This window comes from Paraburkholderia sp. JPY465, assembly GCF_050436725.1.
GTDB lineage: Bacteria > Pseudomonadota > Gammaproteobacteria > Burkholderiales > Burkholderiaceae > Paraburkholderia > Paraburkholderia youngii.
Genome location: NZ_JBNDMT010000006.1, coordinates 521,287 through 539,049 on the forward strand (window position 1 = coordinate 521,287; position 17,763 = coordinate 539,049).

The 17,763-nt window shown below is 65.6% G+C and carries 16 protein-coding genes; all 16 read right to left on the reverse strand.

The genetic code is table 11. The features are described 5' to 3' along the window. Window positions 1-10: 10 nt before the first annotated feature. The 16 genes from tssK to tssC all read right to left on the reverse strand — a co-directional run bounded on the left by tssK (window position 11) and on the right by tssC (window position 17,732). Window positions 11-1,345 (reverse strand): type VI secretion system baseplate subunit TssK, encoded by a 1,335-nt coding sequence (tssK, locus tag QFZ94_RS35545; protein ID WP_429462761.1) that lies wholly within the window; start codon window positions 1,343-1,345, stop codon window positions 11-13. Beyond that, a complete protein-coding gene (locus tag QFZ94_RS35550; RefSeq protein ID WP_429462762.1) occupies window positions 1,342-1,842 on the reverse strand; it encodes a hypothetical protein in 501 nt (166 codons plus the stop codon). Before QFZ94_RS35550 ends, tssK begins: the two co-directional genes overlap by 4 nt. After that, on the reverse strand, window positions 1,839-3,263 hold the full coding sequence (locus tag QFZ94_RS35555; RefSeq protein WP_368584264.1) for a dicarboxylate/amino acid:cation symporter: 1,425 nt from the start codon (window positions 3,261-3,263) through the stop codon (window positions 1,839-1,841). Before QFZ94_RS35555 ends, QFZ94_RS35550 begins: the two co-directional genes overlap by 4 nt. Next, complete coding sequence (locus tag QFZ94_RS35560; protein ID WP_368584265.1) at window positions 3,260-3,961, reverse strand: aspartate/glutamate racemase family protein; 702 nt, start codon at window positions 3,959-3,961, stop codon at window positions 3,260-3,262. Before QFZ94_RS35560 ends, QFZ94_RS35555 begins: the two co-directional genes overlap by 4 nt. Before the next feature lie 8 nt (window positions 3,962-3,969). Then, window positions 3,970-5,244 carry a dicarboxylate/amino acid:cation symporter gene (locus QFZ94_RS35565; RefSeq protein ID WP_368584266.1) on the reverse strand — a complete coding sequence of 425 codons (1,275 nt, stop codon included), beginning with the start codon at window positions 5,242-5,244 and terminating at the stop codon, window positions 3,970-3,972. A 37-nt stretch (window positions 5,245-5,281) separates the two neighbouring features. Beyond that, window positions 5,282-6,268, reverse strand: coding sequence for a substrate-binding periplasmic protein (locus tag QFZ94_RS35570; RefSeq protein WP_429462763.1), 987 nt, complete (start codon window positions 6,266-6,268; stop codon window positions 5,282-5,284). Between the two features lie 13 nt (window positions 6,269-6,281). Beyond that, window positions 6,282-6,524, reverse strand: coding sequence for a hypothetical protein (locus tag QFZ94_RS35575; protein ID WP_429462764.1), 243 nt, complete (start codon window positions 6,522-6,524; stop codon window positions 6,282-6,284). A gap of 13 nt (window positions 6,525-6,537) precedes the next feature. Beyond that, a complete protein-coding gene (locus QFZ94_RS35580; RefSeq protein ID WP_429462765.1) occupies window positions 6,538-6,924 on the reverse strand; it encodes a DUF4280 domain-containing protein in 387 nt (128 codons plus the stop codon). Window positions 6,925-6,926: 2 nt separating this feature from the next. Further along, window positions 6,927-7,658, reverse strand: coding sequence for a toxin-antitoxin system YwqK family antitoxin (locus tag QFZ94_RS35585; protein ID WP_429462766.1), 732 nt, complete (start codon window positions 7,656-7,658; stop codon window positions 6,927-6,929). Window positions 7,659-7,665: 7 nt separating this feature from the next. Continuing rightward, on the reverse strand, window positions 7,666-9,588 hold the full coding sequence (tssI, locus tag QFZ94_RS35590) for a type VI secretion system tip protein TssI/VgrG (RefSeq protein ID WP_429462767.1): 1,923 nt from the start codon (window positions 9,586-9,588) through the stop codon (window positions 7,666-7,668). Window positions 9,589-9,592: 4 nt separating this feature from the next. Next, window positions 9,593-12,325: a type VI secretion system ATPase TssH gene (gene tssH / locus QFZ94_RS35595; RefSeq protein ID WP_368584272.1), complete on the reverse strand. Its 2,733-nt coding sequence runs from the start codon at window positions 12,323-12,325 to the stop codon at window positions 9,593-9,595. Window positions 12,326-12,336: 11 nt separating this feature from the next. Continuing rightward, complete coding sequence (tssG, locus tag QFZ94_RS35600; protein ID WP_429462768.1) at window positions 12,337-13,431, reverse strand: type VI secretion system baseplate subunit TssG; 1,095 nt, start codon at window positions 13,429-13,431, stop codon at window positions 12,337-12,339. After that, window positions 13,386-15,143, reverse strand: a complete 1,758-nt coding sequence (gene tssF / locus QFZ94_RS35605) for a type VI secretion system baseplate subunit TssF (protein ID WP_429462769.1) — start codon at window positions 15,141-15,143, stop codon at window positions 13,386-13,388. Before tssF ends, tssG begins: the two co-directional genes overlap by 46 nt. 19 nt (window positions 15,144-15,162) lie before the next feature. Next, the gene (tssE, locus tag QFZ94_RS35610; RefSeq protein WP_429462770.1) at window positions 15,163-15,600 is read right to left on the reverse strand and encodes a type VI secretion system baseplate subunit TssE; all 438 of its coding nucleotides are present in this window, start codon (window positions 15,598-15,600) and stop codon (window positions 15,163-15,165) included. Window positions 15,601-15,667: 67 nt separating this feature from the next. Further along, window positions 15,668-16,159, reverse strand: a complete 492-nt coding sequence (locus tag QFZ94_RS35615; RefSeq protein ID WP_368584276.1) for an Hcp family type VI secretion system effector — start codon at window positions 16,157-16,159, stop codon at window positions 15,668-15,670. A 64-nt stretch (window positions 16,160-16,223) separates the two neighbouring features. After that, window positions 16,224-17,732, reverse strand: coding sequence for a type VI secretion system contractile sheath large subunit (gene tssC / locus QFZ94_RS35620; RefSeq protein WP_368584277.1), 1,509 nt, complete (start codon window positions 17,730-17,732; stop codon window positions 16,224-16,226). Between the last annotated feature and the right edge of the window lie 31 nt (window positions 17,733-17,763).

Sequence of the window (17,763 nt, forward strand, 5' to 3'; positions counted from 1 at the left end):
GTTGCTTGCATCATCCCTTCACGAACAGCAGCATTTCCTGCGGCCGCTGCGCGCTCGTGCCTTCGTTGGGATTTCCGATCACAAGTGTTTCGCTCGCGAGCACGAGCGCGGCCTCCGCCGTGACCTCGAACAGCAGGTAGCCCGAGCCTGAGCGCAAACCGAGATCTTCCGCATAGTCAATGCCGCGCCGGGCCGCGCCCAGCACCCGGCGGCTGCGCAGCGAGGCATAGACCGACTGCGAGCCGATCACCGCGCCGTCCATCCACGCGAGCAGGTCGCGATCGGACTGGCCACGCAGGCCCACGACGAGCCGTTCGCCGATCCAGTCCGGATGCAGCGTGATTTCGAACGCGCCATGGCGGAATTCGAACTTGTGCTCGCGATGCTCCTCGTTCACCTCCGACATCGACTCGCGCAGCGAGCGCAGCAAAGGCGTGAACACCGAGAGCGGATCGCCGTGATCGTAGTCGGGCGGCACGGGTGGTAGACCACCGGGCTTGAGCATGGCGAGCGAACCGTTGAGTGCGGCCAGCGCGTGATACAGCGCAAGCGGATGCAGATGCGGCGTGCGCAGCACCGCTTCGGCAAGCGGCAGCGGGCTCAGCAGACTGCGCAAGCGGTCCTTCAGCTCCAGTTGCGTGAGACGATCGTCGACCCGCGACGAAGGATTCGCGGTCTGTCGCGCGACGAATGCTGCCTTGCCTCGCAACTGACCCAGCAGCGAGGCCACGCTCGTCCACAGTGGATTGTCACGGGCGACTTCGAGGAGCGGCGGCTGGTGTTCGCCTAGCCGCACCACTTCATTGTCCTTGTAGAGCGAGCCAAGCCGCAGCCACACGTGCATCGCGGATGGCAACTCGCCCGCCGCCAGCGCAAGGTTTGGGACGAGGCGCGCAATGTCGGCGGGCGGCGCGTCGGATACCAGGTCCTCCACGGGCGCCACCGACGTCGAGCGAAAGCGCCGGACCTGCGCCGCTCGCCGCATCGTCGACGCGCCGGGCAGCACGAGATAGAAGTCGAGCGGCCCGTTCGACAGCGCGTCGGCGAACGGCTCCAGCGACAATTCCAGCCGCTCCGCACCCGCGGCCTGCGCATGGTAGGTGACGGCCGTGCCGTCGGGCAGAATCGCGTCGAGCTCCAGCACGCGCAGCAGGCCAGCGGGCAGCAGCCCGTTGTCGAACACGAGGCGTCGCACGCCCCAGCTGAACGGCGCCGCCGCGAGCGTCTGCCACGCCACGAGCGCATCGGTGCGCGACGCCATCTGCTGAAAATGCTGGGGCGAGAGCAACATGCCCTCGAACCACTCGATCCGCTCGGGTACTGCCATGTTGCGGTCATGCATCATTTCGAATCCACGACGGTAAGGTTGTTGCTGTCCAGCTGCACCACCATGTGGCCGCTGAAATGCTCGATCCGCGCGCGATGGGCGCCCGGGTCCTGATAGTTGGCGAACACGAACGCGCCCGCCACACGCGAGCCCGCGAATGCATCGCCGCTCACGTCCAGATGCAGGCCCGGCACGATCTCCCAGCTTCGATAGCGCAGGTTCTTCGGATACGTTTTCACGAGGTCGTCGCGCGCCGTGAACCATTTCGACGCCGGCATCTCGGCGAGCCGCGCGAGCATCGCGGGGTCGCTGACGAGCACGACGTCGACGGCGACGGGGCTGTTGTTGTTGATGTCGTCACTGGCGGTGAAGGTCACTTGCGACCATTTCGCCTTCTCGCCGCTCAAGCCGAGCATGCTGCAGCCGCCGACCGCGAGGGCGACCCCCGAGGCCGCCAGCAACACGGCCGCACCGCGCGCGAGCCGTGCGCGCAAACGCAATCCCACCTTCTTCATCTCGCTCCTACTCCGATTCCCATCAGCAATATCAGCGAGGCCACCATCACCGCGCAGCCCGCCGCCAGCGCGAGTTGCCCGCGCGTGAACGTGAAACGCAGCACGGGGCTCAACCCCGCGGCGCCGCCTTGCACCTGCACGGCTACCTGACGCTCGGAAGGCAGTCCGGCGGACACCAGTGCGATCACCGTGCAAACCGCAAGCAGGCTCAGCACGTTGCGCGGCCCTTCACAGATCAGATCAACGGACACGAACAGCACGGCCGCCGCCTCGGCGGGCAGATGCAGCATCGACAGCACCACGCCCGTGTACCCCACCGCAGCCACACCGCTCTGCCCCGCCGAAACGAAGGCCGCCACGACGGCCGCGGCACACACGAGCGCGATTTCGCCAGCTCCGAGCGGCCGCTCGTAGAGATTGGCGACGAATACCGTCGCCAGCGCGTAATAGAGCGCCGAGCCCGCGCGCACGAACACCGAGCCGAACGGCACCACGAGTTCCGCCACTCCACGGCTGAAACCAAGGCGCTCACTCATCGCCTCGATCGTGTGCGGAATCGGCGCGGTCGCACTGCCCGAGGTCAGGCCGATCAGCAGCGGCGCCTTCAGTCCGCTCAGCACTTGCAGCAGCGGCTGCCTGGCGCGCGCCGCGATGGTCGCGAGCGCGAGCATCGCGAGCACGAGAGCCGAGAGTGCGAAGCACAGCAGGAAGCTGCTCATCGCTTCGAGCGTCACCGCCTGCGTGTGCGACGTGAGATGCGCGGCAACGCCGAACACCAGCACCGGAATCAGCAGGTTCGCCTGCGCAATGATGGTTTCCAGCGCACGGTAGACGCCTTCGAACACGCTGCTCAGCATGCGCGTCTGCTCGCGCGAGAGCGCCGCGAACGCCAGGCCGAACAGGATCGTGCCGGTCAGAATGCCGAGCGAATGGCCCTGCGCCAGCACGCGATAGAAGTTGTCGGGAAAGATATCGTCAACGCCGATGAGGCGCGACCCGGCGCTGGCGCTGCTCGCGCCGCGGTCGAACAGCGCGACCCGCACTTCGTCCGCGCTCGCGCTCTTGCGCACGAGTTCGCCGAGATGCGCATGCGCGTCGGCTGACAGATGCTGACCGGGCATGGCGAGCACGCCGATCAGCGTGCCGCCGATCCCGCTCAACACCACGAGGGCGAGCGCGAGCAGCATGATGGTGCCCACCCGTGTGCGCGGACGCGGCAGCGCAATCACCTGGCGCAGCCCAAAAAACGTCGCGACGACCAGCAGCGGAATCGCCGCCATGTTGACGACAGAGAGATACAGTTGCCCGACAAAGTACGCGGCCGCGCCCGCCGGTTCGGCGAACACGCCGCACAGGCCGCCCGCCGCGAGGCAGACGATCAGTCCGAGCGTACTCTGCGAGAGCATATGCAGTGCTTTCATGCGGGACGGTTCCAGCCGCGCTCGCACCCGTATTTCACAGTGGCGCGCGCGAGTTCGAGCGAGCTGTCGATGAGGACGAGAGGAGGCGACGCGATGTGCTGAGCCGCCAGCGGAATCTCGGTGCAGGCCATGAGCGCCGTGTCCACACCCCGACTGGCGAGCGCCATCAGCACGTCTTCGAGGTGGGCGCGGGCCGCATCGAGCTTGCCCGCCTTCACCTCGCGGATGCAGGCCGCGACGCGCAACTGCATCGATGCATCTGGCAGCACGGGCTCGATGTCGAGATCGGTCAGCGCCTGCTGGTAGAAGCCCGAAACGAGCGCGCCGCCGGTGGCGAGCAATGCCACGCGGCGCGCCGCGCGCGGCACGGCCGCCACGCACGTCTGCGCGATGTGCAGAACCGGCGCCTTGCTGCGCGCGCGCATCGGCTCATACCAGTGATGTGCCGAGTTGCACGGAATCGCAATCAGCCCCACGCCGTTCTGGTTCAGCAGATCGATGCCGTCGAGCAGCGCCGGCAGCGGATCGGCGCCGCCGTCGATGATCGCGCTCGAGCGGTCCTCGATGTGCGGCAGGTTCGCCACCAGCAGCGGCAGATGCTCCTGGTCGCTGTTCGCATGGGTCAGGCGCACGATCTTGTCCATGAAGTCGACGGTCGCAAGCGGCCCCATGCCGCCAAGAATGCCGATCATTGCCATTGAGGCTCCTAGATCTTGAGCGGACGCGGGCAGATCACGGAAACAGCCGCCGCATTGCCGATCACGAGCACGAGCGTGCGCAGCATGTCGCAAATCGGATCGACGGCGAGAAACAGGATGAATGCGGCCTCGAACGGCAGGCGCAGATAAGCGCACGTCATGCCCACGAGAGAGACGGTCACGAGACCCGTCATGCCCGCCGACGCGAAGCCCGCGAGCACGGAGGCGAGCAGCACCGTCACCACCTCGACCAGCCCGAGCGAATGCCCGTAGAGCTGCGCGATGAAGAGCGTCGCGCACACGTAGTAGACCATCGGTCCCACGCGCAACAGCGAGATTGTGAGCGGCACGAGCAGTTCGACGCGTGAGCGCGCGAAACCCAACCCGTCCACCAGGCTCTCGATCATGCTCGGCATGCAGGCCGCGCTGTTGCGCGTGGCGAGCGCGAGCGCGAACGGCGCGCGCAGCGCGTCGAGGGTTTTGGCGAGGCTGTGGCTCGAACGCTTCCAGATGATGACGGCCGCGAGCACCAGCAGCAGCGCCGAAGCGACGAAGAACGCCAGCACGAACTGCAGCATCGCATGCAGGGGGCCCACGCCCGACTTGCCGAGCTGGGCCGCGCTCATGCAAAAGAGAATCAGCGGCAGCGGGTAGCTCAGCCAGTGCATGAGCTTCTGGCACGCGTGATAGATGGTTTCGAGCGACTGGCTCAGGCCCACCGAGATCCGCTCCGGCACACGGCCCACTGCCAGGCCGAACAGCAGCGCGAACACGAGCGCCTTCAGCGCGTCGCCGTTGGCGAGCGCCGCGAAGATGTTGGTGGGCACAAGGCTCGCCAGCACGTCGGACAAACTCAGCGACTTGGCCGGGAGATCGGCGCCATAGAGGTTCATGACCGTGTCGCTCGATGAAGTGTCGTTGCCAACCATCAGGCCGAAGGTCTGCATCGTCGCCGTGGAGATGTTGGCGCCCGGGTGCATGACGAGCAGCACGATCGCACCGACCACGGCGACCGTTGCCGATGCGCCGAGGAACACGGAGATCACGCGCATGAGCAGCCGCGACGTGCCGCCATCGCGAAAGAGCCTCTGCAGGCTGAAAATCACCGCGGAGATCATGAACGGCAATGTCGTCATCTTCAGCAGGTCAACGTAGATGTCGCCGATGAAGCCGAGCTTTTGCGCCAGTTCCGGCAGAAACAGGCCAAACGCGCCGCCAAGCGCGAGACTGCCGATCACCACCCAAGGGTTGAGAACGAATGCGTAAATCCTGCTGGAATTCATGGTGGTCTCTCTCGTGCTGTTTCGCACTGTTTTTGGATTAGTGGTCCGCGGCCTGGAGAACCGCGCTCACGTCGAGCTTGACGCTGCGCTCGGCAAGAAACTGGTTGACGAACGAAAGCAGGGCCGGGTCGTTCACGTTGACGCCGATCGCGAGCGTGTCTTCCAGATCCTGCAGCGTCACTACACGCAGGCGCAGCGAAGCGGTCGGATCGACCTTGAGCACGCGCTTGACTTCGAATTCGTCGCGATAGGCCGCCGTGATTTCGCCCGCGTTGAGCGCCTTGAGTACATCGTCCCAGGTCGGATAGCTGCGCACCTGGGCATGCGGGAAATTGTTCACGACGTAGCCTGCGTACGACGAGTTCGCCACTACGCCGATAGTGCTGTCGAACGAGCGCACGACTTCGGGCACCGAGCGGCCGTGCGCGAGTTGCGCGAACTTCACGCGGTTGAGCAGCAGCGCACGATTCAAGCGCAGGTAAGGCGAGCTGAATGCGATCACCGTCGCACGCGTGAGCGTGCGCGACAGTTTGCTCACCGCGATGTCGGCCTGCCCACGCGCGAGCAGGCTCACGACGTCGTCGAAGGTATGGGCGTCGCGGTTGAAACGCACTTTCACGTGGAGCTTGCTCGCCATTTCGCGCGCGAGATCGATGTCGAGGCCTTCTAGCTTGCTGTTGCGCTCCTCGAAGAACGGCGGCTGGTCCACGCTCAGCACTGCAACCACCAGTTCGCCGCGGCCGATGATGCGAGCAAACTCGGGCGCGAGCAGGCGGCCATCGGGCATCTGGACGAGACCGGTCGAGGTGGTGACGGGCACACTCGCCGGGGCCGGGGCCGCGATTGCGTTCGCGACGACGGGCGCGCTCGGGCTAGCCGGCGTCGCAGCAGCGGTACCGGCTGCGACGGCAAGCGCGGCGCCGGCCAGCGATGCGCCGATCCCGCGCCACACGGCGCCGAGCTTGAGGGCGGTTCGCGAGCCGCGCACGTCATTGGACAGAAAAGCGAAAAAGAAAGACGACATGGAATTGGCGGTCTCAAGGAGTCGAAGAAGCGGGTGCGGGTGCAGCGGCCAGATCGCCTGTGTCGAGCGACGACTGGGCGGCTGCGCCGGACTGCGGCGCGACGGAAACGACGACGGGCGCGGCGCTCTGCGCGGGCGAGCGGTTCATGCGAGCGCCGATCTCCATACCGAGCAGGAACAGCAGCACGCATAGCAGGAGCGCGCAGCTCACGGCGATCGTCACCATGCGCGAAGTCATCGAAAAAACGTATTGCATATCTGTCTCGCCCTCAGGCGGTTAGCGTGGTGAATTGCGCGGGTGCGACGACCTGGATGACGCCGGCCCACATACACATCAGCTTTGAGGAGTTCTGCAGCGCAGGCATCGCGCCGATCGTGACCGTCGGCGAGCCCGGCGCCCACGGCGCGACCGTCGCGGGCACGCATGGCATCGGCGTGAGCGCGCCCAATGCCGCGGCCGTGGCAGCGGCCACCATGGGATTGGCCATCGAACTGCATTGCCCGAACGGCATGATGTTGACGAACGGCTTGGAGTCCGTGATGTTCGCCGCCGGCGCACCCGCCATCACGCGGTTGAGCGGCAACACCTGCAGCGTCGCGGGCGCGGCGCCGAAGCTGCACTGGAGCGTTGCGCCCGAAGTCACCTGAATTCCCATGTCTACCCTCTCACCCACTTTTCCAGTTGCTTGACGATGCGCGGCCCACGCGCGGCGTCGCGGTTCGCCGCGGGTGCGTCGAGCGCTCGCCAGTCGCCTTGCGGCTTGCCCAGGCGATAGACGCGCTCGTGTGTCGCGGTCCCGTCGGGTGCGTAACGGCGTGCGGTGCCATGCAGCAGGTCCGCCCGGTACGGCAGGCTCTGCGCGAGCGTGCCGTCGGCGGCATACTCGCGCGTCTCGCCTTCGAGCCTGCCTTTCGCAAAGCGCGCGCGTCGTATCACCACGCCGTCATGCAGGAAGAGCGCATCGCGTTCGAGCTTGCCAGCCTCGTAGGTCATGCGCGACGTCACGAGACCGGAGGGTGCGTACGTCGTGCTCTCGCCGTGCAGCACGCCGGCCACGTATTGCTGCCTGCCCGCGAGGCGCCCGTCCTGATACACCGACATTGCGCCATCGAGCTGGCCCATGCGGTACTGCGCTTCCTGCACGGGCCGCCCCTGCGCGTCGAACGTTCGCAACATGCCGTCGAGCAGGCCGAATGCGTAGCTCGCGCGCAGCAGCGCACTTCCGTTGGGGGCGTACTGCACGCTCTCGCCGTGCGGCACGCCGTTGACGAGCTCGGCGCGGCTCACGATGCGGCCCGCGCCATCGTGCGTCTCGGCCACCGTCGGCTGGACGGTCTCGGCGGACCCGGCGACGGACAACACGGCGGTAGCAGGCATAGGCGCGGACATGGCGTTCTCAATTGAGCTGGACAATGCCGCCCTTGAGCGCGAGCTGACCGCCGCCGTCGACCGTCTGCTGCGCCGAGGCCTTGTGCGAAATCGTCATGCCCTCGGTGCTCAGCGTGGTCGTGGCCTTGCTCGTGTGCGTGGTGCCGGCTTCGCTCGCGAACGATGAGCCGGCCTTGATACTGACCGAGCCGGTCACCTCGATGACCAGATTGCCACCCACCTTCAGCGTGTAATTGCCGTTGACGGTATGCGCGTGATCGCCCGTCACGCTGTGCGTGAACTTCGCGTGATTCGTGTGCGTTTCGTCGCCTGTCACATCGAGCGTGCGTGTGCCCTTCACCGTGTGCGACTCGTTGCCCTTGCTCACCGAGATCGTGCGATTGCCCTGCGTCACGGTGTGCGTTTCGTCGCCGGCCTTCACGGTGGTCGAAACAGCGTTCTCGACCTCGACGGTCATGTCCTTCTGCGCGTGGAAGTACAGCTCTTCCGAATCGAGCTTGTCCTCCATGCGAATCTCGTTGCCCGCCGTGCCTTTCTTCGATGAGCGGGAGCGCATCACGCTCTGCGTCTGGTTCGCCGGCAGCGTGACGGGCGTCGCGTTCTCTCCGTTGTAGACACACCCGGTGACGAGCGGCCGGTCGGGGTCTCCATCCACATAGCTCACGACGACTTCCTGCCCCACGCGCGGCAGGAACAGGTGTCCCCAGCCCGGCCCGGCCACCGACTGCGCCACGCGCACCCAGCAGGAGCTGTTCTGGTCGGCCTCTTCTGTGCGGTCCCAGTGGAACTTGACCTTGATGCGGCCTTGCGCGTCGGTCCAGATTTCCTCATCGGTGGAGCCGACCACTTTCGCGGTGTGCGTGCCCGCCACGAGCGGCCGGGGCGTCGCGAGCGGCGCGCGAAACGGCACGGTGACAGGAAAGACCTCGAATTCGTTGCTGTAGGCGGTATTCGAAGCCGTATGCCGCACCGAGCGCGCGACATAGCTCACGTTGAGCGAACTGTCCGGATGCCCGCCGAGCGTGAAGGTGGTGCCGGCGGCGAGGCCGTAGTACCCGCTGGCGCCCTGCCCGACCTGCTGCGTGACGTTGTGCGCCTCGAGTTGCATGGTCGATAGATGGGTCGCCTGCCCGGCCGTGGCGACACGGCCGGGAAACGTATAGCGCGCGCCGGTCGGCAAGCTCGACGAACCCTTCGACGATGAAATCATCGTCGAAGGCTTGGTGTAGTCGTAGTCGCTGACGATGTGCTCGCCGGGTATGACCCCCCGCGCCATCGCGAACGAATCGAGTCGCTTCGCGCTGCTGGCGGTATTCGCGTCGGCGGCGAAATACAGGTCGCCGGCCGGGGTTGTGTCGTGACCGGAAGGGTCGTCGGCGAGCACCATCGTGTGCGCACCGTCCGCGAACGTGAAGAAATAGAAAACACCTTCCTCTTCCATCAGCCGCGAGATGAAGTGGAAGGCGCTTTCATCGTACTGAACGCAGTATTCGCGCACGCCATAGGCGCTGCTGCTCTTCGTGCGGTCCTCGAAGGTGACGCCGAAGGTGCCCAGCACGCTCTTGATGATGTCGAGCGCCGACTGGTTCTGCCAGATCACGCGGTCTCGCCCGAGCGTGAGCAACCAGAGGCGCGGCGCAAGCTCCGCCGAATAGAAGCCGTGCTGCGCGTCCGCTCCCGCGTGTGCGAAGCGCGTCACGATGCCGTTGAAATATCTTGCGACACCGCTCTGGTCCTTGAGCGTCACCGTTACGCTTTTGCCGACGATCTCGTCGGGATCGAGCGCCTTGTTAGTCGAACGCATCCGCAGATCGAAGCTGAATAGCTCCGAGATCGCTTCATGGCCCCCAAAACCGTCGAGCAACAGCACGTCCGCGCCGAACGGCGTCGAGACCGATGCAAACCAGTTCGACTGGCTGGGCGTCGACATGCGCTTACGCCTCCTCGCTGGACAGGAAGCGGAACTCGATCGCGCCGGCCGGCGTCAGCGCGAGATGCACGCCGCCAAATGGTTCGGAAATCGAAATGCGCTCGAGGACCTGGCGCGCGAGCTCCGGCAGCACCGACTGCGTGAGGATGTGGTCCACGTTGCGCGCGCCGCTGTCCACTTCCTTGCAGCGCTGCGCGATCAGCGTGGCCACGTCTTCGTCCCACGTGAGGCCAGCGTGATGGTTGCGCTCGAAGCGCTGCGCGAGCCGTTCGAGCTTCAGGTTCACAATCGCGCTGATCTGCGCGTCGCCGAGGTGGTAGTAAGGCACGAGCACGAGCCGGCCCAGAAAAGCCGGACTGAACTGCCGCAGCAGCGCCGGGCGCAGCTTCTCGATCAACTCGTCGGGCGGCGGGCGGCGGCCGCCCCGGCTCGCTTCGGTGATGACATCCTGCGCGGCGTTCGAGGTCAGCAGAATGAGCGTGTTCTTGAAGTCGATCGGCACGCCTTCGCCGTCTTCCATCACGCCCTTGTCGAACACCTGGAAGAACAGCTCCAGCACGTCGGGATGCGCCTTCTCCATTTCGTCGAGCAGCACGACGCTATACGGACGGCGGCGCACGGCCTCGGTGAGCACGCCGCCACGTCCGTAGCCGACATATCCCGGCGGCGCGCCCTTGAGCCCGGACACGCTGTGCGCCTCCTGAAACTCCGACATGTTCACGGTGATCATGTTGCGCTCGCCGCCGTACAGCATGTCCGCAAGCGCGCACGCTGTCTCGGTCTTGCCCACGCCGCTCGGCCCGACGAGCAGGAACACACCCACCGGCTTGCCCGGATCGTCGAGATCGGCGCGGAACGTGCGCACGCGCCGCGCGATCGCGTCGAGCGCTTCGTCCTGGCCGACTACGCGCTCGGCAAGCTTGTCCTGCAGATACAGCACGGTGTGCAGTTCGTCGGCGAGCATGCGGCCAACGGGGATGCCGGTCCAGCCCGAAATGACCTGGGCGACCGTCTCCGAGTCCACGCATACGGGCACCATCGGCTCGTCGTTCTGCATGGCTTCGAGGCCTTTTTCGAGGCGCGAGAGATTGACCGCGAGCGATGCGGCATCCTCGCCATCGGCCGCGCTGTCCGGGTCCGACAGATAGCCGCGGATCTTCTTGCGCCACGCGAGGATCTCTTCCACTGCGCGCTTTTCGGTGGCGAGCTTGTCGGTGAGGCGCGAGCGCTGCGCGCGCGCGTCGTCGAGCTGCTTCGTCGTCACAGCGATGGCGTCAGCACGATCGGCGCCCGTGGCCGCCTCGTGGCGCAGGATGCGAAGCTGGTGCTCGGCCGCTTCGATCGTGCGGCCAAGCGCCTCGATTTCCTCGGGCGTGCCGCTTTGGCCGATCGCCACGCGGGCGCACGCCGTGTCGAGCACGCTGATCGCCTTGTCCGGCAACTGGCGCCCGGAGATGTAGCGATGCGAAAGCTTCACGGCGTCGCGCACCGCGTCGTCGAGGATTTCCACGCCGTGGTGCTCTTCGAGCTTCTGCACCATGCCGCGCAGCATGTCGATCGCGACGGCCTCGCTTGGCTCCTCGACCTTGACCACCTGGAAGCGCCGCGCGAGCGCCGGATCGCGTTCCACGTATTTCTTGTACTCGGCCCACGTGGTCGCGGCGATCGTGCGCAGCTCGCCGCGCGCGAGCGCCGGCTTGAGCAGGTTGGCCGCGTCGCCCTGGCCCTCGCTGCCGCCCGCGCCGATCAGCTGATGCGCCTCGTCGATGAACAGGATCACCGGCACCGGCGACGCCTTCACTTCCGCAATCACCGACTTGAGCCGGTTCTCGAACTCGCCCTTCACGCCCGCGCCCGCCTGCAGCAGCGCAAGATCGAGCGAGCGCACCGACACGTTGACGAGCGCAGGCGGCACGTCGCCCTGCACGATGCGCTGTGCGAAACCCTCCACCACGGCCGTTTTGCCCACGCCCGCCTCGCCCGTGAGGATCGGGTTGTTCTGGCGGCGGCGTAGCAGCACGTCGATCAACTGGCGGATTTCGGCGTCGCGTCCGCGAATCGGATCGATCTTGCCTTCACGCGCGAGGCCGGTCATGTCGACGGTGTACAGCTCCAGCGCCGACTTGCGGCCGCTCCCGCCAGCGCCGCCCGCGATGTTCGGCATCGCACCCGCCTCTCGCGCCACAGACGATGCGGACGCGGACGCCGCGCCAGGCTGCGCCGCTTCGGAGTCCTGGCCGGGCATGTGCGAGCCGCCCGCATCTTCGGACGAGCCCGCGAGAATCGCCGCGAGCCGGTCGCGCAGGGCCGCGCGCGGGAAGTTGAGGAGCGCCGGGGCCGATTCGAGCAGCATGCCGCGCAGAGTGTCGACTTCGAGCAGCGCGAGAACGAGCGTGCCCGAGCGGATCTGTTGCTCACCGAGCAGCATCGAGCTGAGCAGCCACGCTTCCTGGAAGAGCGGCGAAAAGTTCGGCGAAAGCGCCGGCGTGCGGCCATTGCCGCGCTTGAATCCATCAACGGTCTTCTGCAGCTGCGCGCTCAGCGTTTCGGGCTTGACGGCGAAGTGCGCAAGAATGGCCTTGAGGTCCGGCGCATCGGATTCCAGCAGCGTGAGCAGCAGATGCTCGACGTCGACGTTGTAATGCGTCTGTCGCACGCACAGCTGCGCGGCCTGTTCCATCGCGAGCTTGCATTCCGGATTCAGGCGGCTCAACAGCGTGCGAATATCGATATCCATGCGCGGATTCCTTAGTGAACCTTCGTCGCGGGCGCGGCGGCCTCGCGCAGCGCGAGGCGCACCGGTGCCGGTGCGTGAGGGGTATGGCGCGAGCCGCCCAGCCACGTCGTCCAGCCGAGGCGGGACGCGCGCGGCCCACCGACTTCGCAGGCGGTGGTTTGCGACGCAAGGTGCAGCACGAACTGCACGTCGAAATCCTGCTGCAGATACGCGCGAATGAGCCACGCGGCGAGCGCGTGATCCGCGCCGCCGGGCAACAGCGCCTCGAAGCGCGCCCTGCTCAGGCCGGGGAATTCGAGGCAGATGCCGCTCGCCTGGTCCCACGTGCGACGCCCGAGCACGGCCACACCGGTGAGCCGCGCCGAGCCCGCGCGCCCGAGGCGCAGCGAGTCGGCGCTGTCGACCTCGCGCCAGCCGCCGACGAATTGCTCGCCGCGCACTTCGAGCCCGAGCCGGTCGGCAAGCATCGCGATGAGGCCCGTCATCGAGCGTGGCGCGGCGCTCAGCAGACCTGCGTGGCGCAACCACAGGCGCGCGTCACGCGGGCCGCGTATGCCGTCGCGCAGGCCCAGATTGCTGAGCGCGTCGAGAGAGGCCGCGATCGCGCTCGCGTGTGGCGAGCGCCAGTTCAGCCCGGGCGCATGCTTCTTGCGACTGCGATACAGGAACGACAGAAAGCGGTGATTGAAGATGTCGAGCAGGTCCGCCGTCGCCGTGTCGCGCTGTGCGCGGCGCTCCAGCACGAGTTCGGTGTACGCCATTGGCAACGGGCCGTTGGCGCCCGCGAGCGTAAGCACGGGCGTGGACAATGTCCAGGTTGCGCGCGGCGCGTACGACACACTGGTGCCAGCGGGCATGCCATCCTGTTGCGCCGCCGTCTTCTCGCGCACGCTGTGGACGTCGCTCGGCTCGAATGCAAGCGAGACGTGGCCAGTGAGGCGGACGGCTTCGCCTAGCCCATTGCCGCGGCCGAGCGCACGCGCCCACGGCGCGGCTCGCTCCAGCAGACTGATCGCCTGGAACAGATCGAAGCGCTGCGGATTCGCCTTGAGACGCGCGATCAGAGCAGCTGCTGGCAGCCTGTCATCGGCTCCCATTGCTTCCATATCTCGTCTCCACGGCGCACCAGCAGCCGTACAAAGGAATTGACCGACGTATACATCGCGAAGAAGCGCGCGAGCACGGCCCCCAGCAGCAGCGGCGAGCCGCCCACGAAGTTCTCGGGATCGAACTCGACGACGACCTCGGTGCCGCGGCAATAGCCGCGCCACGCGTCGCTGCCGACATGCGCGGTCGCGCTGCGCGCCTCCACGCTGCGGATGCCGCGAATCTGGTCCTGCTCGCGCGTGCTGTCGGAAGCGAACAGCCGCAGCATTTCCTGCAACTGCGCGCGGCCCGTCGCGCCGCTCACGAGCGAGTGATAGTTGAGCGTGAGCAGCGAGATCAGACGCCACAGCGTTTCACTGCCGAGTGCGGGGCTGCGCTGAGCGGTCGGCTCGTAAAGACAGCGCACGCGCACGTTCTGCGAGACCTTCTCGATCAGCATGCGCGCGCCCACTGGCACCTGTTCGGCAAGACGGCGATTCGTGCACAGCACGTTCGCGTAGATCACGGGTGCGCCGGGATCGGCTAGCACGTTGGCCGAATCGACGAAGCTCAGGAACATGTCCGTGCCCTGCACGTTCTCTCGCAGGCTATGTTCCCGGCGCGCGGACCAGAACACGGTGTTGCCATCGGCCTCGACGTGATCGATGGCCGAAAAGCACGGCACCGCCGCCTCGGCCCCAAGAGTCGGATGCGACGCGACGACGGACTCGATCGAGTGAATCTCCGTGATCGACTCGCGCCGCTGATCCGCGACCAGGCGGTACTCGTAGTGACGGTGATCCACGACGATCGGCTCGCTCGTCTGCGAGAACAGGTTGATCACGGGCGCGCAGCCGAGCTGGAAATGCCCCGCGTGCAGCATGCCGAGACCGCGCGGAGTGCGGTTCAGGTGCAGCACGATCTCGCAACGGCGGCCCTTGCCGAGACGCCCTTCGAGATGGTGCAGATCGAAAAAATGAAACTTGCGCGGAAACGCGAAGTATTCCTGCATCAGCGCATATGCGGGCTGCGCATGGGGTGGGCGCGGTAGCACGTCGTCCGCTTCGCCATAGCCGACTTCGCGCCACGCGCGCGCGGGCAGCAACGACGGCGCCCGCGCGCCTTCCGGGCGCACCGAGACGTCCGTTACACCCGACACCAGCAGTTCGTAGAGCGGCATCGTCACCATCCAGTCGCCGTGGAGGTGCAGGCGAAGCTGCCTGATTTCCAGCTCTGCGAAGTCGACGCCCTCCGCGCATTCCAGCGTGAGACGCAGCGTGGCGTCTTCGCCGAACGCGGCATGGCGGATGCCAATCGGCCACAGCACCGTATCCCACGCCGTGCGAAAGCGACACGCGTCGCCCGTTTCCGTACGGGCTTGCAAGCCCGTGTGGCGCGGCACGGCAAAACCGGCCGTCACCTTGCCTTGGGTCGGATCGAGTTCGAACTGCGCGACCGTCATCGACGGTACGGGTTGCACGAGCGTCGGGCACACGTTCTCGAGCAACGCTGAAGCGACCTGCGGGAACTCCTGGTCGAGATCGCGATGCACGCGCGCGGCGAGAAATGCGGTGGCCTCGACGAGACGCTCAGTATGCGGGTCGAGCGACTCGGTGCCGTGCAGCGCGAGACGCGACGCGATTTTCGGGTAGCGACGCGCGAACTCCGCACCTTGCAGACGCAGGTACGAAAGCTCGCGTTTGTAGTATTGAAGGATGTCGTCGGCCGGCATGTGAGCTTGAGTGCTTGCCTCACGCCGCGACGAGCGTATGACCGTTGTCGGCCAGCTCGAACGCCACGTGCGTAACGCTTTGGCCAGCACGCATTTGAGCACTGATGGTCAGGATTGCCCGCTGCACGTGCGCAGCGGAAAAGGCAAACGCAACCTCGACATTGGCGAGGCGCGGCTCGAACAGCGCAATAGCCCGCCCGATCGCTGCGGCTATCAGATCGCGGTCCGGTCCCGAATGCAGCGACCGGTCCGAAAAATCGGGTACGCCGTAATCGATCACACTCCCGTCGCTTTCGGCAAATTCGTCGAACGTCAAACGGGAGCGCGTATTGAGCAGCCGCGTGAGTTCGCGCGCGATCGACGCCCGCAGCCCGTCTGCGCCGCGTAGCTGCGCCTCGCCGCTGGCGGCGAGGCGATCGAACAATGGCATCGGTGAACCGCTTACGATTGCGGGCATCAAGCAAATGCTCCGGGTATCACCGACCGAAAAGCTCCAGACTCCGCCGGCGGTGCGCAGTTGAGAATCAGGAAGCCGACACCGTGATCGCCTTGTTCGCGGCCAGATCCCAGCCGAACGACGCGGTACCCTTCTTCGTCGAGTCGACGTTTTGCTGCGTGTACGTGGTCGTGATCTTCGAGAAGTTGATCGTCACGTTATCCTGCGATTCGCCGGAGCCCGAAGTCGTGATCGCCGAGATCATGGCGTCGCTGAGCGTGTACTCGATCAGCGGCATGAACTTGCTGTTTTCGTTGCGCCCGATCGAAATCTTGGCCTCCCCGAGCTTCGTGCCCCCGGCGCAAGCTGCGTAAAGCGCCGGCGTGGACTGGTCGGTCGCCTTGTTGACGTTAAATTCCATGAAGTTCGGACGACCGAGCGTACGTTCCGTGCGGCCCACGTCGTTGTTCATCTGCATCGTGACGCCGAGCGAGTACGAATACAGGACGATATGTTCGGTCGCGCCCTCCAGTGTCGAATTACCCTTGATGTCCTTAATCTGCAGCAGAACGGTATCCATAGCTGTCTCTTCTCAATAGGTGATCAATATCTCGTGCGTGCGGCTTGCGCCGCACACACGATCATCAGGCCGCCGCTGCCGGCAGTTCCGCGACGAGACGGATCGACGCCGTCAGTTCTTCCATCTGGAAATGGGGCTTCAGGAAGCAGGTCGCGCGATAAGCGCCCGGCTTGCCCTGCACCTCCGTCACGTCCACGCGTGCCTCGCCAAGCGGGAAGCGCGCTTTCTGTTCGTGCGAAGCCGACGGATTGATCAACACGTAGTCCGCGATCCAGTTGTTCAGATACGCCTCGACATCGCCGCGAGACTGGAAGCTTCCCACCTTGTCACGCATCATCACTTTCAGATAGTGCGCGAAGCGTGAGGCCGCGAGAACGTATGGCAAACGCGCCGAAAGCTGCGAGTTCGCGTTGGCGGCGTCCTTGTTGTAGAGCTTCGGGCGGTTGGTCGTCTGACCGCCGAAGAACGTCGCGAAGTTAGAGCCTTTCGAGTTAACGAGCGCAATAAAGCCAAGGTCATTCAGCTCTTTCTCGCGACGGTCGGTGATCGTCACTTCCGTCGGGCACTTGAGGACGACATCGCCTTCGTCGGTCTTGTACGCGTGCGCGACCATGTTCTCCACTTTGCCGCCGCCTTCGACGCCGCGAATGGAGGTCGCCCAGCTGTACTTCGCGAATGCGTCGGTAATGCGCAGACCGAGCTGGTAGGCGGAGTTGGCCCACAGGTACTTGCTGTGATCGCTACCGTCGACGTCTTCTTCGAAGTTGAAGTTCTCGACGGGCTTCGTCTTCGCGCCATACGGCAGGCGCGCTGCGTACGAAGGCAGCACCAGCGACACATAGCGCGAATCTTCCGAGTCGCGGAAGGAACGCCAGCCGGCAAGTTCGGCACTCTCAAAGGTTTTCGACAGGTCGCGCGTCACACCGAGGTCCGTGAACGACTTCAGGTCGAACAGGCTCGGGGCTGCGGCCGCAATGAACGGCGCATGCGCCGCAGCGGCTACCTTCGAGATGCGCTCCAGCAGTGCGATGTCCTGCGGATGACGACCGAACGAGTAATCGCCAATCAGCATCGAGAACGGATGGCCACCGAACGTGCCGTATTCCTCTTCGTAGATCTTCTTGAAGAGTGCGCTCATGTCGTGATCGACTGCGGTTTCGAGGTCCTTGAGCAGGTCCTTCTTCGTCACGTTCAGGAGACGCAGCTTCAGGCGCGGGCCCGTTTCCGTGCCATAGACCATGTCATGCAGGCCGGTCCACGACGCTTCGAGCGTCTGGAACGCTTCGTCGTGCATGATCGCGTTGAGCTGATCCGAGAGCAGCTTGTCGATCTCGGCGACGCGCTCATTGATCATCGCGACGACGCTCTTGTCCGGGCTCGTGCGCATGCCTTCGTCGAGGATCTGTGACGCGAGCTGGCCGATCAGTTGCTTCGCGTAGCCGCTTTGCGATGGCTCGACGGCCATGTTGCCTTCGTGAACGATGCGCTCGAGCAGGCTCAACTCGGCGCCTGCCGACGCCTCGAGGGTCTGGGCTTCGCTACCGGCTGCGCCGGCTGCAGTAGTGCTTTCCATGTGAATCACCTTTGAAAGTTCATTGCGCCCA

Excerpts from the sequence above, each read along its gene's own strand:
- tssK (WP_429462761.1), bottom strand. The coding sequence starts at position 1,345 with ATGATGCATGACCGCAACATGGCAGTACCCGAGCGGATCGAGTGGTTC.
- QFZ94_RS35550 (WP_429462762.1), bottom strand. The coding sequence starts at position 1,842 with ATGAAGAAGGTGGGATTGCGTTTGCGCGCACGGCTCGCGCGCGGTGCG.
- QFZ94_RS35555 (WP_368584264.1), bottom strand. The coding sequence starts at position 3,263 with ATGAAAGCACTGCATATGCTCTCGCAGAGTACGCTCGGACTGATCGTC.
- QFZ94_RS35560 (WP_368584265.1), bottom strand. The coding sequence starts at position 3,961 with ATGGCAATGATCGGCATTCTTGGCGGCATGGGGCCGCTTGCGACCGTC.
- QFZ94_RS35565 (WP_368584266.1), bottom strand. The coding sequence starts at position 5,244 with ATGAATTCCAGCAGGATTTACGCATTCGTTCTCAACCCTTGGGTGGTG.
- QFZ94_RS35570 (WP_429462763.1), bottom strand. The coding sequence starts at position 6,268 with ATGTCGTCTTTCTTTTTCGCTTTTCTGTCCAATGACGTGCGCGGCTCG.
- QFZ94_RS35575 (WP_429462764.1), bottom strand. The coding sequence starts at position 6,524 with ATGCAATACGTTTTTTCGATGACTTCGCGCATGGTGACGATCGCCGTG.
- QFZ94_RS35580 (WP_429462765.1), bottom strand. The coding sequence starts at position 6,924 with ATGGGAATTCAGGTGACTTCGGGCGCAACGCTCCAGTGCAGCTTCGGC.
- QFZ94_RS35585 (WP_429462766.1), bottom strand. The coding sequence starts at position 7,658 with ATGTCCGCGCCTATGCCTGCTACCGCCGTGTTGTCCGTCGCCGGGTCC.
- tssI (WP_429462767.1), bottom strand. The coding sequence starts at position 9,588 with ATGTCGACGCCCAGCCAGTCGAACTGGTTTGCATCGGTCTCGACGCCG.
- tssH (WP_368584272.1), bottom strand. The coding sequence starts at position 12,325 with ATGGATATCGATATTCGCACGCTGTTGAGCCGCCTGAATCCGGAATGC.
- tssG (WP_429462768.1), bottom strand. The coding sequence starts at position 13,431 with ATGGAAGCAATGGGAGCCGATGACAGGCTGCCAGCAGCTGCTCTGATC.
- tssF (WP_429462769.1), bottom strand. The coding sequence starts at position 15,143 with ATGCCGGCCGACGACATCCTTCAATACTACAAACGCGAGCTTTCGTAC.
- tssE (WP_429462770.1), bottom strand. The coding sequence starts at position 15,600 with ATGCCCGCAATCGTAAGCGGTTCACCGATGCCATTGTTCGATCGCCTC.
- QFZ94_RS35615 (WP_368584276.1), bottom strand. The coding sequence starts at position 16,159 with ATGGATACCGTTCTGCTGCAGATTAAGGACATCAAGGGTAATTCGACA.
- tssC (WP_368584277.1), bottom strand. The coding sequence starts at position 17,732 with ATGGAAAGCACTACTGCAGCCGGCGCAGCCGGTAGCGAAGCCCAGACC.